The sequence below is a fragment of the Geodermatophilus ruber genome (assembly GCF_900114385.1).
GTDB classification, from domain to species: domain Bacteria; phylum Actinomycetota; class Actinomycetes; order Mycobacteriales; family Geodermatophilaceae; genus Geodermatophilus; species Geodermatophilus ruber.
In genome coordinates, this window is record NZ_FOSW01000005.1 from 133,156 (window position 1) to 148,844 (window position 15,689).

The 15,689-nt window shown below is 74.5% G+C and carries 16 protein-coding genes; 6 read left to right on the forward strand and 10 right to left on the reverse strand.

What is annotated here, in order from left to right:
* Positions 1–23 precede the first annotated feature (23 nt).
* On the forward strand, positions 24–551 hold the full coding sequence (locus BMZ50_RS10205) for a single-stranded DNA-binding protein (protein WP_091323874.1): 528 nt from the start codon (positions 24–26) through the stop codon (positions 549–551).
* A 102-nt stretch (positions 552–653) separates the two neighbouring features.
* Entirely contained in the window at positions 654–2,324 is a 1,671-nt protein-coding gene (ettA, locus tag BMZ50_RS10210; RefSeq protein ID WP_091323876.1) for an energy-dependent translational throttle protein EttA, read from the forward strand.
* A gap of 73 nt (positions 2,325–2,397) precedes the next feature.
* Here the strand turns inward: ettA and BMZ50_RS10215 are convergent, their stop codons facing one another.
* On the reverse strand, positions 2,398–3,156 hold the full coding sequence (locus BMZ50_RS10215) for an oxygen-binding di-iron domain-containing protein (RefSeq protein WP_091323878.1): 759 nt from the start codon (positions 3,154–3,156) through the stop codon (positions 2,398–2,400).
* A gap of 182 nt (positions 3,157–3,338) precedes the next feature.
* Here BMZ50_RS10215 and BMZ50_RS10220 point away from each other — a divergent pair, with 182 nt between their 5' ends.
* Positions 3,339–3,755 carry an acyl-CoA thioesterase gene (locus tag BMZ50_RS10220; RefSeq protein WP_177212739.1) on the forward strand — a complete coding sequence of 139 codons (417 nt, stop codon included), beginning with the start codon at positions 3,339–3,341 and terminating at the stop codon, positions 3,753–3,755.
* Between the two features lie 5 nt (positions 3,756–3,760).
* Here the strand turns inward: BMZ50_RS10220 and BMZ50_RS10225 are convergent, their stop codons facing one another.
* The 7 genes from BMZ50_RS10225 to BMZ50_RS10255 all read right to left on the reverse strand — a co-directional run bounded on the left by BMZ50_RS10225 (position 3,761) and on the right by BMZ50_RS10255 (position 10,099).
* Complete coding sequence (locus BMZ50_RS10225) at positions 3,761–4,201, reverse strand: YccF domain-containing protein (protein ID WP_245753533.1); 441 nt, start codon at positions 4,199–4,201, stop codon at positions 3,761–3,763.
* Positions 4,202–4,268: 67 nt separating this feature from the next.
* Positions 4,269–4,817 carry an MOSC domain-containing protein gene (locus tag BMZ50_RS10230; RefSeq protein ID WP_091323880.1) on the reverse strand — a complete coding sequence of 183 codons (549 nt, stop codon included), beginning with the start codon at positions 4,815–4,817 and terminating at the stop codon, positions 4,269–4,271.
* A gap of 76 nt (positions 4,818–4,893) precedes the next feature.
* Positions 4,894–5,490, reverse strand: a complete 597-nt coding sequence (locus BMZ50_RS10235; RefSeq protein ID WP_091323881.1) for a biotin transporter BioY — start codon at positions 5,488–5,490, stop codon at positions 4,894–4,896.
* A gap of 105 nt (positions 5,491–5,595) precedes the next feature.
* Positions 5,596–7,188, reverse strand: a complete 1,593-nt coding sequence (locus tag BMZ50_RS10240) for a glycoside hydrolase family 13 protein (RefSeq protein ID WP_091323883.1) — start codon at positions 7,186–7,188, stop codon at positions 5,596–5,598.
* Positions 7,189–7,276: 88 nt separating this feature from the next.
* Complete coding sequence (locus BMZ50_RS10245) at positions 7,277–7,711, reverse strand: globin (protein WP_091323885.1); 435 nt, start codon at positions 7,709–7,711, stop codon at positions 7,277–7,279.
* Positions 7,712–7,775: 64 nt separating this feature from the next.
* Positions 7,776–8,978, reverse strand: a complete 1,203-nt coding sequence (locus tag BMZ50_RS10250; RefSeq protein ID WP_245753535.1) for an MFS transporter — start codon at positions 8,976–8,978, stop codon at positions 7,776–7,778.
* A 110-nt stretch (positions 8,979–9,088) separates the two neighbouring features.
* Positions 9,089–10,099, reverse strand: a complete 1,011-nt coding sequence (locus BMZ50_RS10255) for a mechanosensitive ion channel family protein (protein ID WP_091324194.1) — start codon at positions 10,097–10,099, stop codon at positions 9,089–9,091.
* Positions 10,100–10,339: 240 nt separating this feature from the next.
* On the opposite strand from BMZ50_RS10255, the gene BMZ50_RS10260 reads away from it, so the two are divergent.
* Positions 10,340–11,281 (forward strand): ABC transporter substrate-binding protein, encoded by a 942-nt coding sequence (locus BMZ50_RS10260; protein ID WP_218146194.1) that lies wholly within the window; start codon positions 10,340–10,342, stop codon positions 11,279–11,281.
* A gap of 108 nt (positions 11,282–11,389) precedes the next feature.
* Here the strand turns inward: BMZ50_RS10260 and BMZ50_RS10265 are convergent, their stop codons facing one another.
* Positions 11,390–13,471: a prolyl oligopeptidase family serine peptidase gene (locus tag BMZ50_RS10265; RefSeq protein WP_091323889.1), complete on the reverse strand. Its 2,082-nt coding sequence runs from the start codon at positions 13,469–13,471 to the stop codon at positions 11,390–11,392.
* A 217-nt stretch (positions 13,472–13,688) separates the two neighbouring features.
* Here BMZ50_RS10265 and BMZ50_RS10270 point away from each other — a divergent pair, with 217 nt between their 5' ends.
* A complete protein-coding gene (locus BMZ50_RS10270; protein ID WP_091323891.1) occupies positions 13,689–14,225 on the forward strand; it encodes an HNH endonuclease in 537 nt (178 codons plus the stop codon).
* Positions 14,222–14,407, forward strand: coding sequence for a helix-turn-helix domain-containing protein (locus tag BMZ50_RS10275; protein WP_091323893.1), 186 nt, complete (start codon positions 14,222–14,224; stop codon positions 14,405–14,407). Before BMZ50_RS10270 ends, BMZ50_RS10275 begins: the two co-directional genes overlap by 4 nt.
* On the opposite strand, the gene kynU is transcribed toward BMZ50_RS10275, so the two are convergent.
* Positions 14,400–15,656, reverse strand: a complete 1,257-nt coding sequence (gene kynU / locus BMZ50_RS10280) for a kynureninase (RefSeq protein WP_091323895.1) — start codon at positions 15,654–15,656, stop codon at positions 14,400–14,402. The two genes, BMZ50_RS10275 and kynU, sit on opposite strands and share 8 nt — an antisense overlap.
* Between the last annotated feature and the right edge of the window lie 33 nt (positions 15,657–15,689).

Consider the following 15,689-nt stretch of genomic DNA (forward strand, 5'->3'; position numbering starts at 1 on the left):
CGCGAGCAGATCCGAGGAGCACCGTGAACGACACCCACGTCACCGTCGTCGGCAACGTCGTCGACTCGCCCCGCCGCTACAGCCCCGACGGCGGCAACCCCGTGACCAACTTCCGCATGGCGTCGACCGCCCGCCGCTTCGACAACCGGACCCAGGAGTTCGTCGACGGCGGGACGTTCTGGGTCGACGTCGAGTGCTGGAACGAGCTGTCCGGCAACGTCTCCGGCAGCGTCAGCAAGGGCGACCCGGTCATCGTCCAGGGCACCTTGACGACGCACAGCTGGGAGGGCGAGAACGGGCGGCGCAGCACGCCGCGGATCCGCGCGCTCGCCGTGGGCCCCAACCTGGCCCGCGGCACCGCCCTCTTCAAGCGCAGCCGTCCGGCGCGCGCTGCCGACGAGGGAGCGCCGTCGGGCCCCTCCGACACCGGGGACGACCGGTTCCCCGGCGACTCGGATGCTCTCGGGCCCGGGCGGGACTATGTGGACGCCCCCGAGGCGTTGTACGAGACGAACACCGCCGATCACGCCGCAGAGCCCGCGCACGTCTAGACGCCAGGGCTGGGAGGATCGGACGGGAGAACGCACGGGGGCGGGTCGGTCGACGGCCGGCCCGCCCTCCACTCGCGAATCGACGGAAGGCCTCGAAGCCCAGTGGCTCAGTACATCTACACCATGGTCCGTGCGCGCAAGGCGCACGGCGACAAGGTGATCCTGGACGACGTCACCCTGTCGTTCCTGCCCGGCGCCAAGATCGGCGTGCTCGGGCCGAACGGTGCCGGGAAGTCCACGGTCCTCAAGATCATGGCCGGTCTCGAGCAGCCCTCGAACGGGGACGCGAGCCTGGCCCCGGGCGCCTCGGTCGGCATCCTGCTGCAGGAGCCGCCGCTCAACGAGGAGCTCGACGTCCGCGGCAACGTGGAGGAGGCGGTCAAGCCGCTGCGCGACGCGCTGACCCGCTTCGAGGAGGTCAGCGCGGCGATGGGCGAGCCCGACGCCGACTTCGACACGCTGCTGGCCGAGCAGGGCGAGCTCATGGAGATCATCGAGAACGCCGACGGCTGGGAGCTCGACGCCCGCATCGAGCAGGCGATGGACGCGCTGCGCTGCCCGCCCGGCGACGCCGACGTCACCGTGCTCTCCGGTGGTGAGCGCCGCCGGGTCGCGCTGTGCAAGCTGCTGCTCGAGGCGCCCGACCTGCTGCTGCTCGACGAGCCCACCAACCACCTCGACGCCGAGAGCGTGGCCTGGCTGGAGCAGCACCTGGAGAAGTACGCCGGCACCGTCGTCGCGGTCACCCACGACCGGTACTTCCTCGACAACGTCGCCGAGTGGATCCTCGAGCTCGACCGCGGCCGCGCCTACCCCTACGAGGGCAACTACTCCACCTACCTGGAGACCAAGGCCGCCCGGCTCAAGGTCGAGGGCGCCAAGGATGCCAAGCGGCAGAAGCGGCTGGCCGAGGAGCTGGAGTGGGTGCGGTCGGGCGCCAAGGCCCGGCAGGCCAAGAGCAAGGCCCGCCTGCAGCGCTACGAGGAGATGGCCGCCGAGGCCGAGAAGTACCGCAAGCTCGACTTCGAGGAGATCCAGATCCCGCCGGGCCCCCGGCTGGGCAACGTCGTCGTCGAGACCAAGGACCTCACCAAGGGCTTCGGCGACCGGGTGCTGATCGACGACCTGTCGTTCAACCTGCCGCGCAACGGCATCGTCGGGGTGATCGGCCCCAACGGCGTCGGCAAGACCACGCTGTTCAAGATGCTCGTCGGCGAGGAGAAGCCGGAGAGCGGCGAGATCAGGGTCGGCGAGACGGTCAAGCTGTCCTACGTCGAGCAGACCCGCGCCGGTATCGACCCGAAGAAGACGCTGTGGGAGGTCGTCTCCGACGGCCTGGACCACATCCAGGTCGGCAACGTGGAGATGCCCTCGCGGGCCTACGTCGCGGCGTTCGGCTTCAAGGGCCCGGACCAGCAGAAGCCGGCCGGGGTGCTCTCCGGGGGTGAGCGCAACCGGCTCAACCTCGCCCTGACCCTCAAGCAGGGCGGGAACCTGCTGCTGCTCGACGAGCCGACCAACGACCTGGACACCGAGACGCTGACCAGCCTGGAGAACGCGCTGCTGGAGTTCCCCGGCTGCGCCGTCGTGGTCAGCCACGACCGCTGGTTCCTCGACCGGGTGGCGACGCACATCCTCGCCTACGAGGGCGACTCGAAGTGGTTCTGGTTCGAGGGCAACTTCGCCGACTACGAGAAGAACAAGGTCGAGCGGCTCGGCGCCGAGGCGGCGCGGCCGCACCGGGCCACCTACCGCAAGCTCGCGCGCGACTGAGCAGGCCCACAGCACGACGGCGGCCGGCCGGAGCACTCGCTCCGGCCGGCCGCCGTCGTCTTCGGGCCGGCGGTCAGCCCCGCGCGGCCGGCACCGGCGGCACCGGGCCGTGCAACCGCACACCCTCGGCGGCCAGCCGCTCGTCGTAGGCGTCGGCAAGATCGTGCAGCGACTGCACGCAGTCCCCGGTGAACGCGGGGCCGTGCATCAGGGCGAGCGTGGTGGGCCGCAGCCCGGCCAGCGCCCGGATCGTCGGACCGGTCGCCGGGGTGAGGCAGGTGGCCCCGAAGACGTCCTCGGCCCGCAGCGCCGGGCCGGTGATCTCCTGCTCCGTCGACGCCGGGCCGGCGCCGACGGCGGTGAACAGGTCCCCGCACAGCAGCGTGCCGGTGGTCTCCTCGAACAGCAGACCGGCGTCCCACCCGTGCGGCACGTGCGGTGTCTCGATCCGCCGTACCCGCCGGCCGCCCAGGTCGAGCACCTCGCCGTCCTGCAGCGGGCGGGGCGGCCGGTCGGCGAGGTCGTTCACCGACACCATGCAGCCGAGTGCCCCGTGCGCCACCTCCGCCCGCGGGGCGGCGGCCAACCAGGCGTTCATGGCGCCGCACTCGTCGGCTTCCAGGTGGCCGAAGGTGATCCAGCGCAGCCGCTCGACCGGCGCCACCTGCTCGACGGCGGCAGAGACCAGCGGGAACAGCAGGCGCAGCCCGGTGTGGAAGAGCAGCGGTTCCTCGGCGTTCACGAGGAACTGGTTGAACACGATGTCCGCGTCGCTGACGTAGGTCGAGAACCGGTAGACGTCCGGCGCGATCTCGGTGACGTGCGTGTCCACGGCGCCTCCTCCTCCCGCAGGCCGGCCGGGCCCCGTGGCGGGCAGTGTCCTCCGGATCCGGGCGCCGACGCGATCCCCGGCCGGCCGCAGTGCCCCGCTCCGGCGAGCCGCGCCGGGCCGTCAGCGCCGGCCGACGGGGGGCGTCGAGCGGGACGTGGTCGCCGTACGGCAGGGTGTCGGCCGTGCGGTACACGGTGCAGGTCCCGATGCGCTGGTCGGACATGGATGCCTACGGCCACGTCAACAACGTGGTGTTCCTGCAGTACTTCGAGATGGCCCGCGTCGACCTGTTCTTCGAGCGCGCCTCGCTCGAGGAGCGGACCGGCCTGCGCCGCGGCACCGTCGTCGCGGCCCACGACATCCAGTACAAGCGGCCGGTGGTCTACTCGCCCCGCCCGCTGGACGTGCAGATCTGGGTCTCCGCGATCCGGGCGGCCGCGTTCACCTGCCACTACGAGGCCTTCGACCACGACCACCTGGCCGTCACCGGCAGCACGCTGCTGGTGCCCTTCGACTTCTCGATCAACCGCCCCCGGCGGCTGACCCCTGACGAGAAGGAGTTCCTGGCCCGCTGGACCGAGGAGGGGCCGGCCGCCTGAGGACCTCAGCGGGCGGGTGCGCCGTCCACCACGCCGCTGCCGGCGCGCATCCACTGGCGCGGCGGCGCGGTCTCCACCACCCGCTTGCCCAGGGGGAACAGCCCGACGGCGGCGAGCTTGAACGAGGCGATCCCGAACGGGATGCCGATGATCGTCAGGCAGAAGGCGATCCCGCTGAGGATGTGCAGCAACGCCAGCCACCAGCCGGCCACGAGGAACCACAGCAGGTTGCCCAGGGCCGAGGCGACCCCGGCGCCCGGAGCGCGCACCGTGGTCCGGCCGAACGGCCAGACCACGAACGCGGCCAGCCGGAACGAGGCGATGCCGAAGGGGATCGTCACGATGAGCAGGCAGGCGACCACGCCTGCCAGCAGGTAGGCGAGGGCCAGCAGCCACCCCTGGAAGAGCAGCCACAGCAGGTTCAGCAGCAGCCGGATCGTGTCCACGCCATGTCCACGCGCCGCGCCGCCGCTGGGTTCCTCCAGGTACCGCGGGCTCGACGGCGGGCGGCGGTCAGCTGCCGGGGACCCGTGGCACGGGCCGGTCGGCGCCGGTCGGCGCACCCCGCCGCGCGGCCTCCTCCTCGGAGACCGGGCGCACCGGCGCCCCCTCGGCGATCGCTGCCCCGGCGACGACCGCCGCGTTGATCCCACCGCGGTGGGCCATCGCCCGCACCAGCCGGATGCCGGTCAGCCGCTCCAGATGGGTGCACGGCGGGCAGCACTTCATCCCGAACAGCAGCGCGTCCCCCACGGCGAACCAGCGGCCGACCAGCGCGGGCAGGTCGACCCCGGTGGTGACCAGGTTGCGCCGGGTGTCGCCCGGCGTCAGGGCCGTCCCCGTCTCCGCGGCGACGGCCGCCACGTCGCCGGCGTCGACGAGCGTGAGCTGCTTCTCCAGGTCCGGGTACCGCGCCCAGGTGCCGCCGCCGAGCGCGTAGCGGTCGCCGTCCAACCCGCGACCCGCGACCAGCCGCCCCGACGGCACGCGGCGCATCGGGCCGGCCGCCGTCCCGGTCAGCCAGATCTCGCTCAGCGCACCGGCCCGCGGCGGATCGGTCATCGTCCGGGCCCACGACGACGACGTGCCCTGCTCCGGGCGGGGGCAGGGCACGTCGTGGAACGGGCGGACGCTGCCGTCAGCTGCGCCGGACCAGCTTCCACGCGGTCCCCAGCACGGCGGCGGCGACGGCGGCCTTCACGATGCCCCCGACGATGAACGGGTAGAACCCGGCCTCCAGCGCCTGGCTCGCCGACATCCCGGTGCTCACCGCCAGCCACGGCACGCCCACCGCGAAGATCACCGCCTGGCCGGCGACGAACAGCGGCGCGGCCTTGAGGGGGTTGCGGTCGGCGCCGCGGCGGGCGGCCAGCCCGATCAGGTAGGCAGCCGGGATGAAGCCGACGACGTAGCCGCCGGTGGCCCCGAAGACGACGTCGACGCCACCGCTGGCCTCGGAGTAGAACGGCAGGCCCACCAGCGCGCTCAGGATGTAGAACACCTGGACGGCGACACCCCGCATCGGGCCGAGGCTCGCGGCGGTGAGCACCACGGCGAGCGTCTGGCCGGTGATCGGCACGGGCGAACCCGGAACCGGCACCGACACCTGGGCCAGCAGGGCGGTGAAGAGCACGCCGAGGGCGACGAGCACGACGTTGCGGGCCCGGACGGCCGGGACCAGGTCGGCGAGGACGAGCGGGCGGGCCGGGAGCGCCGGCAACGAAGCGGTGGCCAAGGATCCTCCTGGTGCGCAGGTCGGCGCTCTCTGCGCCGGGTGATCGTCCTGCAGTCTGCACTACCGCGTCGGATCGCTGTGCGCGCCGGTGCCCCCGCTGCAGGCTCAGGCCTGCAGCCACACCGACGCGTCCGCGGGCAGCACACCCCCGCCGACGTCGGCGCTGGCCAGCAGCACCCGCCCCTCGGGCAGCGGCACGTCGGCCCCGGAGAGGTTGGCCAGGCACACCAGGCCGCCGGGACGGCGGAACGCCAGGCACCCCTCCGGCGCCGGCAGCCACGCCAGCGATTCCCCGGCGAAGGCGGGCGAGGTCCGCCGCAGCGCCAGCGCCGATCGGTACAGCGACAGCATCGAGCCGGCGTCGGCGGCCTGCGCCTCGGCGGTGAGCGGCGCCCAGCCCTCCGGCATGGGCAACCAGGTCGCCCGCCGGGAGGAGAAGCCGTACGCCGGCTCGCCGCCCGACCACGGCACCGGGATGCGGCAGGCGTCGCGGCCCCGCTCGGTCCGGCCGGACCGCTCCCAGATGGGGTCCTGCAGCGCCTCGTCGGGCACCTCGACGTCGGGCATGCCGAGCTCGTCGCCGTTGTAGACGTAGGCGGCCCCGGGCAGCGCCAGCTGCAGCAGCGCGGCGGCGCGGGCGCGCCGGGTGCCCAGCTCGCCGTCCCCGTACCGGGTCACGTGCCGCGGGCGGTCGTGGTTGGAGAGCACCCAGCAGGCCGGCGCGGGCGTGCCGGCCACGGTGGCCAGCGAGTGGACGACGGCGTCGCGCAGCTCGTCGGGGGCCCAGTCGGCGGTCAGCAGCTTGAAGTTGAACGCCAGCTGCAGCTCGTCGGGGCGCAGGTAGCGGGCCAGGCGCGCGTCGTCGGAGACCCACACCTCGCCCACCGCCATGCGGTCGGTGTACTCATCGAGGACCGCCCGGATCCGCCGGTGCACCGCGTGCACGCCGTCTTGGTCGAACCGGAGATCACCGGGGCCGTGGTCGTCGAGCAGCCCGGTGTCCTCCATCGGCACCATGTCCGGCAGCCCCGCGGGCTTGGCCATGCCGTGCGCGACGTCGATCCGGAAGCCGTCGACGCCGCGGTCGAGCCAGAACCGCATCGTCGTCTCGAGGACGGCGACCACCTCGGCGTCGGCGAAGTTCAGGTCCGGCTGCTCGGGGGCGAAGAGGTGCAGGTACCACTGGCCGTCGGGCACGCGGGTCCAGGCGGGGCCGCCGAACACCGAGGGCCAGTTGTTCGGCGGCTCGGCGCCATCGGGGCCGCGGCCGTCGCGGAAGACATAGCGGGCCCGCTCCGGGGAGCCGGGGCCGGCGGCGAGCGCCGCGGCGAACCACTCGTGCCGGTCGGAGGTGTGGTTGGGCACCAGGTCGATGGTGACCCGCAGCCCGAGGGCGTGGGCCTCGGCCAGCAGCGCGTCGAACTCGGCGAGGTCGCCGAAGGCCGGCTCCACGTCGCGGGGGTCGGCCACGTCGTAGCCGTGGTCGGCCATGGGCGAGGGGTAGAACGGCGTGATCCACAGGGCGTCGACGCCGAGCTCGGCCAGGTAGGGCAGCCGGGCGCGGATGCCCGCCAGGTCGCCCACGCCGTCGCCGTTCCCGTCGGCGAAGCTGCGGATGTAGACCTGGTAGAAGACGGCGTCCCGCCACCAGTCGGATCCGGAGGTGCGGGCAGCGGGCAGGGACGGGTCCGGGCTCACCGGGCTCCTCGGGGTCGAGCGGGCAGGTGGCCCGTCCCGAGGCTCGCGCCGAGCGTGCGAGGCGCGAGGAGGACGGGGTCCTTCTTCTTCAGGCGGGGGAGAGGCCGCCGGGCGCGTCGTCGGGCCAGCGGTTCTGCATGCTGCGGGCGGCCATCTCCATGTAACCCCACAGCGTCGCGTCCTGCTCGGGGGACAGCTCCAGGGAGTCGACGGCGGCGCGCATGTGGGACAGCCAGGCATCCCGCTGGGCCGCGCCGATCGCGAAGGGCGCGTGCCGCATGCGCAGTCGCGGGTGCCCGCGCTGCTCGGAGTAGGTGGTCGGCCCGCCCCAGTACTGGGTGAGGAAGGCGCGCAGCCGCCACTCGGCGCCCTCCCAGTCATCCTGCGGGTAGAGCGGAGCGAGCACCGGGTCGCTGCGGACGCCGGCGTAGAAGCGGGCCACCAGCCGCTCGAAGACCGGGGCGCCCCCCACCTCGTCGTAGAAGGTCCGTGCCGAGGGCAGGGACCGGCTCGACTCCGTCACGCGTCCTCCTTGCTGCCCCTCGCGGCCGCGCCCGCGGCCCCGTCCTGTGCGTGCGCCTGCGCGCTCACGTGCTCGATCGTCCCGCGCCGGGGCGGCTGGCGGGGACGGTTCCCTGGGTCCGTACGAAGGAGAGCAACGGCCCGACGACCGCCACTAGTCCCACCCCGCCGATGAGGGCCACCACACCCCCGGCCGGCAGCCCCTCGGCGGCCAGGCCGGCGGCGAGCACGCCGAGGCCCTGGACGCCGTAGATGCCGCTGACCGCCACGCCGAAGGCGCGCCCGCGGTAGGCCGCCGGCACCGCCTGCACGAAGGCGACGTTGAGCGGGATCGTCCAGGCCGCCCCCAGCCCGGAGATGAACAGCAGCAGGACCACGAGGGCGAAGGTGGCCTGCCCCGGGACCGCCCAGAGGGCGAGCAGCCCGGCCAGCAGGATCGGCAGCAGCGAGAGCACCACGAGGACCGGCACCAGTCGTTCCCGCTGCTGCGGCCCGACCAGCCGGGCGAGCACCAGGCCGCCGAGGGTGACGCCGAGCGGGTTGGCGGCCAGCAGCACGCCGATCTGCGTGGCGTGGCCGCCGAGGGTGTCCACCAGGGGCGCGGCGATGCCCTCGGAGGCGTTGACGAACAGGGTGCCCACCCAGGTGACCGAGATGATCGCGCGCAGCCGCGGGGTGCGGCCGATGAGCCGCAGCGCAGCGCCGGCGTCCCGCCACACCGAGCGCGCGGCGCCGGGGTCCTCGGCGCCCGGCGCCGGCCGGCGCTGCAGCCGGGCCGACAGCCACACCGCCGAGACCGCGAAGGTCGCGGCGTCCAGCAGCAGGACCGCCGAGGGGGAGAACAGCGCCACCAGCAACCCCGCGAGCGCGAAGCCGGTCACCTGCGCCACCTGGGCGCCGACGTTGGTCAGCGACGTCCCCACGGCGTACCGGTCGCCGTCGAGCACGTCGGCCATGAGCGCGGACCGGGCCGCCTCGAACGGCGGCGCGCACAGCGCGACCAGCAGCAGCAGGCCGAGCAGCACCGGCAGCGGCGTGCCCGGGACGGCCATGCCCGCCACCAGCAGCGCCCGGGCGACGTCGGTGGTGATCAGCACGCGGTGCCGCGGGAACCGGTCGGCCAGCGTCGACAGCAGCGGCCCGCCCAGCAGCCAGGGCAGGTAGCTGATGCCGAAGGTGATCGCCGACAGCAGCGGGGAGGAGGTGCGCTGGTACACCAGGACGGTCAGGGCGACGCGGGCCAGCTCGTCGCCGATGGTCGAGAGCACGTAGCTGCCGAGGAGCGGCCGGAACTCCCGCGCGGCGAAGACCTCGCGGAAGGTCGCCGGGCGGGCTCCTGCAGCGCCGCCTCGGTTCGACCGGGCCGGCGCGGCTCCCGTCAGGGGACCCCCGCCCCGTTGCCCGTCACCGCGCCCAGCAGCGGGAGCGGGGTGCGCATGCCCTCGGTGGCGAAGCGCTCCTTGAGCCGCATCCGCAGCTCGCGCCCGACCCGCCACTGATCGGCGTTGGTGGTGCGCACCTGCAGCCGCATGAACACGCCCTCGGAGGTGATCTGCTCGACCCCCAGGGACTCCGGCGGGGCGAGCAGCACTGCCGCCCACTCCTCCTCGGCGTACATCGCGTCGGCGACCTCCTGCATCACCGTGCGGCAACGCTCGAGGTCGGTGTCGTGCGCGACGGGCATGTCGATGACCACCTGGGCGTAGCCCTGGCTCATGTTGCCCACCCGCAGCACCTCGCCGTTGCGGACGTACCAGACCACCCCGTTGACGTCGCGCAGCCGGGTGATCCGCAGGCCCACGGCCTCGACGGTGCCGCTGGCCTCGCCGAGGTCGACGACGTCGCCGACGCCGTACTGGTCCTCCAGGATGATCCCGATCCCGGCGATGAAGTCCCGGACCAGGTTCTGCGCACCGAAGCCGAGCGCCACGCCCACCACACCCGCGCTGGCCAGGATCGGGGCCAGGTTGATCCCCAGCTCGCCGAGCACCAGCACGACGGCCATCCCGAGGACGACGATCGAGGCGAAGCTGCGCAGCACCGAGCCGATGGCCTCGGCCCGCTGGGTGCGACGCGCGGCGATCTGCTGGGCCGCGTCGCTGGAGGCGCGGGTGCGCCGGGGCCGCAGGATCGTCGGCATGGCGCCGCTGGCGGTGCGGTCGGTGAGCCGGCGGATCGCCCGGTGGGCCACGAAGCGGATCAGCGCCGCGACCACCACGATGAGCAGGATCTTCGTGGGCTTGGCGATCAGGGCCTGGGCGTTCTCGGCCAGCCAGTCCATCCCGAACCAGTCGTAGACCCTCTGGCACAGCCAGTCGTCGGCGCAGTCGGGCACGCTGTCGGCGAAGCCTTCCTCGGCCGCCGCGAACACGGTGGGTGAAGCAGTCATCACCGTCGAGTCTCTCAGGTCCGGCGGCCGGGAGCGGGCCATCGCAGCGGGCGCGCTCGTTCCGGAACCTCCGGGCCACAAACCGGTAACAGCCTCCGGTCGCTCGGTTGACGCGACCCCGAGGGGTATCTAGCGTCCGCTGCCGAGCAGCCGTCGGCCCGAGGCGCGTGAGCGCGCCGCCGCGGCGATCCCGGAACCGTGGAGGACCCTGTGCGTCGAACGTTGATGACCCTTGCCGCCGTGAGCACCCTGGCGCTGGCCGCCTGCGGTGGCGACGCGGAATCCGGCGGTGGGGAGGAGGCCTCGGGCGGCCTCACCCCCATCCGCGTCGGCGCGATCCCGATCGTGGACGTCGCGCCGCTCTACCTCGGTATCGAGCAGGGCATCTTCGAGGACGCCGGCCTGGACGTCGAGCCGTTCCTCGCCCAGGGCGGCGCCGCGATCGTCCCGGCGGTGGTGAACGGGGAGGCCCAGTTCGGCTTCTCCAACATCACCAGCCTGCTGCAGGCCGAGTCCCGCGGCGTCCCGCTGGGCCTGGTCGCCGCCGGGCCGGGCGCGACCGGCAACCGGGAGGACGACTTCGCCGCCGTGATCGTCCCGGCCGACAGCCCGATCCAGGGGGCGGCCGACCTCGCCGGCACGCGGGTCGCCATCAACTCGATCAACAACATCAGCGACACCGTCGTCCGCGAGAGCGTGCGCCAGGCCGGCGGCGACCCGTCGGGCATCGAGTTCGTCGAGATCCCGTTCCCCGACATGGCGGCGGCGGTGAGCGAGGGCCAGGTCGACGCGGCCTTCGCCGTCGAGCCCTCGGCCACCGTCGGCGAGAGCCTGGGGCTGCGCGCGGTGGCCTCCCCGTACACCGAGACCGACGACGACCTGACGGTGGCCGGGTACTTCACCTCCGACCAGTACGCGGCGGAGAACCCGGACGTCGTGCGGAAGTTCGCCGAGGCGATGGTGAAGGCCCAGGAGTACGCCCAGGCCAACCCCGACCAGGTGCGCGAGGTGCTGGGCAGCTACACCCAGATCTCCCCCGAGATCGCCCAGCAGCTGACCCTGCCGACCTTCCAGACCGAGATCAACCGCGAGTCGGTGGAGCGGCTGCTGGAGCTGGGCGAGCAGGACGGAATCATCGAGGGCGACGTCGAGCTCGACAACATCTTCGTCCAGCTGGACTGACGAAGGACCCCCTGCCCCCCGCCACTCGCGAGCTCGCGGCGGGACCCTGCAGGGGGCCGAGCACGGGCCCCGTCCCCTCCGCTGCGGAGGGGACGGGGCCCGTCGCGTTCAGCCGTCCAGGCCGGTGTGCGCGGCGAGGAAGGCCAGCTGGTCGGCCGCCAGGCCGACGGTGCGGCTGACCGCCCGGGCGCCGTGGCCGACCTCGGTCTCCCGGCGCAGCAGCACCGGCGCCGCCGAGCCGGTGGCGTGCTGCAGCGCCGCGGCGAGCTTGCGGGCGTGCAGCGGGTCGACCCGGGTGTCGGACTCGAAGGTCGTGAACAGCACCGCCGGGTAGGCCGTGCCCTCGACCACCCGGTGGTAGGGCGAGTAGCCCAGCAGCCAGCCGAGCTCGGTCGGGTCCTCGGCGGTGCCGTACTCGTCGTTCCAGGTCCGGCCGAGGCCGAAGCGCTCGTACCGGACCATGTCCAGCAGCGGCGCGCTGCAGACCACGGCGGCGGCGAGGTCGGGCCGCTGGGTGAGGGTGGCGCCGACCAGCAGGCCGCCGTTGGAGCCACCCATCACCGCCAGCCGGTCGGGCGTCGTCCAGCCCCGGGCGACCAGGTGCTCGCCGGCCGCGGCGAAGTCGTCGAACACGTTCTGCTTGCGCTCGCGCATGCCCGCGCGGTGCCACTCCTCGCCGTGCTCGGAGCCGCCGCGCAGGTTGGCCACCGCCCACACCCCGCCCGCGGCCACCCAGGCCAGGGCCTGCGCCGAGTAGGCCGGGGTGAGGGCGACGTTGAAGCCCCCGTAGCCGTAGAGCACCGCCGGCCGCGGCCGGTCCGGGGTCCCGGTGGGGGAGAGCACGAACAGGTGCACCGGCGTCCCGTCGGCCGAGGTCGCGTGGGTCTCCACGACGTGCACCTCCGGCACCTCCCCGGCCACCGGTGCCTCCTCCCAGCCGGTCAGGGCGGCGGGCTGGGCGGCGTCCCAGCGCAGCACCGACGGCGGCGTCGCGAAGTCGGTGTAGCCCACCCACGCGGACGTCCCGCCCTCCGGGGGCGAGCTGACGCCGGAGACGCTGCCGAGGCCGAGGCCGGGGACGTCCCCGAGCGGGGTGGGCGGGAAGGAAGCACCGTCGGCGGCCCACAGCGACAGCCGGTCGGTGGCGTCCACCGAGTGGACGGCGAGCACCCGCAGACCGCCGTCGGCGCCGTCGACCAGGGCGACGTCGGTGAGCACGCCGTCGGCCTGCTGGGGGACGACGTCGCGCCAGCGGTCCGGCGCCCAGCTGGCGGGATCGGCCGGATCGGCCACCGCGAGCCGCCCGCGCGGGGTGCCGCGGTCGGTCAGCAGCCACAGCCGGCCGTCGCGGGCCACCCAGGCCGCGGTCTGGGCGTCCACGCCGACCTGCAGCTCCCGCAGGATGCCGTCCCCGGCGAGGTCGGCCAGCCAGACGTCGTCGCGCGGGGCGGTGCCGACCGACGCGGAGACCACCAGCCAGCGCCCGTCGGCGCTGGTGCGCACGCCGAAGTAGGTGGCCGGGTCGCTGTCCTCGCCGTGCACGAGCACGTCGCCGGCGGGGTCGGTGCCGACGCGGTGGCGCCAGACCCGCCGGTGGAACTGCTCCTCACCGTCCGGGACCAGTTCGGGGGCCAGCCGGCGGACGTAGAACAGCTCCTCGCCGCCGGGCAGCCAGGCGACGGGGGAGTAGCGGCAGCGGTCGATCGGCCCGTCGAGCTGCTTGCCGGTGGCGACGTCCAGCACGAACAGCCGGGACTCCTCGTCACCGCCGGTGGACAGCTGGTAGGCCAGCCGGTCGCCCTCCCACGACGGGGACCACGCGTCGAGGGTGGTGGTGCCGGACGGGTCCAGCGCCATCGGGTCGAGGAGCACCCGCTCCCTGCCGTCGGGCTCGCGGACCCGCAGCACCGCGTGCTCCTGGCCGGGGTCCCGGCGGGTGGAGAACGCGCGGCCGGCCCGCCAGACCGGCACGCCGACCGCGCCGGCGTGCACCAGCTCCTCCAGGCGGGCGGCGAACCGCCGGCGCAGGGGGAGCTGGGCCATCTGCCCGGCGGTCAGGGCGTCCTGGGCCGCGGTCCACGCGACCGTCCGCGGGTCGACGGGGTCCTCGAGCCAGCGGTAGGGATCGGCGACGGGATGCCCGTGCAGGTGCTCGACGAGGTCGAGCCGCGGGGCCTCGGGATAGCGCACGCGTCCACGGTAGAGGCGCGGCATGCCGGGCCCGCGGGGCCGGCCCGGTGGTTCCGGGCAGCGCCGAAACGCCCTCGCAGGTCAGAATGGGGAGGCCCACGGGTCGCACTGCACCCGGCGCGCGGCCCCGGGCGCTCGGAGGTGCTCTGTGCCGCGATCCGCATCCAGGGCGCCCGCCGGCCAGCCAGGTCCGCGGCGCGACCCCCACTCCCATCCGGTGACGCCCGCCCCTGCGCGCGTCACGACGGCCGCCACCCTGCTGCTCAACGCCACCTACGAGCCGCTGTGCGTGGTCTCCAGCCGCCGCGCGATCGTGCTCGTGCTGGCCGAGAAGGCCGAGTCGGTCGACACCGCTGCGGAGGTGGTCCATTCCGAGAGCGTCAGCCTGCCGGTGCCGGTCGTGGTGCGGCTGACCCGCTACGTGCGGGTGCCCTACCCGGCGCAGGTGCCGCTGTCGCGGCGGGCTGTGTTCACCCGTGACGGCTCGGCGTGCGTCTACTGCGGGAGCTCGGCGACCAGCATCGACCACGTGGTCCCGCGCAGCCGCGGGGGCACGCACACCTGGGACAACGTGGTCGCGGCCTGCCGGCGGTGCAACCACACCAAGGCCGACCGGTCGCTGGCCGAGCTGGGCTGGAAGCTGCCGCACCCGCCCCGGACGCCCAGCGGCGCGGCCTGGCGGCTCCTGGGTGCGCGGACGGTCGACCCGCGCTGGCGGGAGTGGCTGGGCATGCCCGAGACCGTGAGCGCGTGACGTCGCCGGCCTCGGCGCGGCGGCTGTGGGCGCTGGGTGAACCCCTCCACGCGCTCACCTGCTTCGCCGAGGAGAGCCGGGCGGCGGCCGAGGCCGCCGGGCTGCGCGGGTTCTGGCAGTCCTACTTCGCCCTGCGGGCGGGCTCGCGGTGGGGCCCTGCACGAGGGCCGTTCGTCAGGTGACCCGGGCGCGCTCGGTCGGGTAGCGCTCGTGGGCGCCCTCGGCCAGCACCGCGCGGAAGCGGTCCATCGCGTCCCACACGTCGACGAACCGGGTGTAGAGCGGCGCGGGCCCGAGCCGCACCCGGTCCGGCGTCCGGAAGTCGGGGACCACGCCGCGGTCGACCAGCGCCTGGGTGAGCTGCCACGCCTGCGGGTGGGCCAGGGTGACGTGCGAGCCACGTCGCGCCGGGTCGCGCGGGGAGGCCAGCGCGACCCCGTGCGGGGCCAGCCAGGCGTCGGCGAGGGCGACGGTCAGCTGGCCGAGCGCCCGGCCCTTGGCCGCCAGCCGGCCGATCCCCGCCTCGGCGACCAGCCCGGCGCCCACCTCGACCGCGGCCATCGCCAGCACCGGCGGGGTCCCGACCCCGAACCGCTCCACCCCCGGCACCGGGTCGTACTCCGGCCCCATGGCGAACTGGTCCCGCTGGCCGAACCAGCCCCAGATCGGCTGGCGCAGCCGCTCCTGCAGCTCCCGGCGCACGTACAGGAACGCCGGGGCGCCGGGGCCGCCACCCAGGTACTTGTACGTGCAGCCGACGGCGAGGTCGGCGCCGGCCGCGGCGAGGTCCACCGGCACCGCCCCGGCGGCGTGGGAGAGGTCCCACAGCACCAGCGCCCCGACGTCCCGCGCCGCCCGGGTGAGCGCGGCGATGTCGGCCAGCGCCCCGGAGCGGTAGGCGACGGCGGAGAGGACGACGACGGCGACCCGCTCGTCCAGCGCCGCCGCCAGCACGTCGGCGTCCAGGCCCTCGTCGATGTCGGCGGGGACCTCGCGCACGGTCATCCCGCGGGCCGCGGCGACCCCGGCCACGATGTAGCGGTCGGTGGGGAAGTCATCGGCGCAGCAGACCAGGACGTCGCGGCCGGGCCGGGCGTCGACCCCGGCGACCAGCAGCTTGTAGAGGTTCACCGACGTGGAGTCGCCGACCAGCACCTCCCCGGGCCCGGCGCCGAGCACGCCCGCGGCCAGCCGGTCCCCGAGCCGGGTCGCCGCGCCGATCCACGACGCCCACGAGCCGACCAGCCCCCGGGCCCACTCGTCCTCCACGACCCGTGCCAGCGCGGCCGGCGTCTCCCGGGGCATCCGGCCCAGCGAGTTCCCGTCGAGGTAGAGCAGCCCGTCCTCCCCGGCGCCGGCGAAGCGCGCGCGGAAGGCGGCCAGCGGGTCCTCGGCGTCGAGGGTCTCGGCGTGCGTGCGGCAGAGGTCCACGGCGAGGTGTCTACCGTGCGCCTCCCGGGCTAG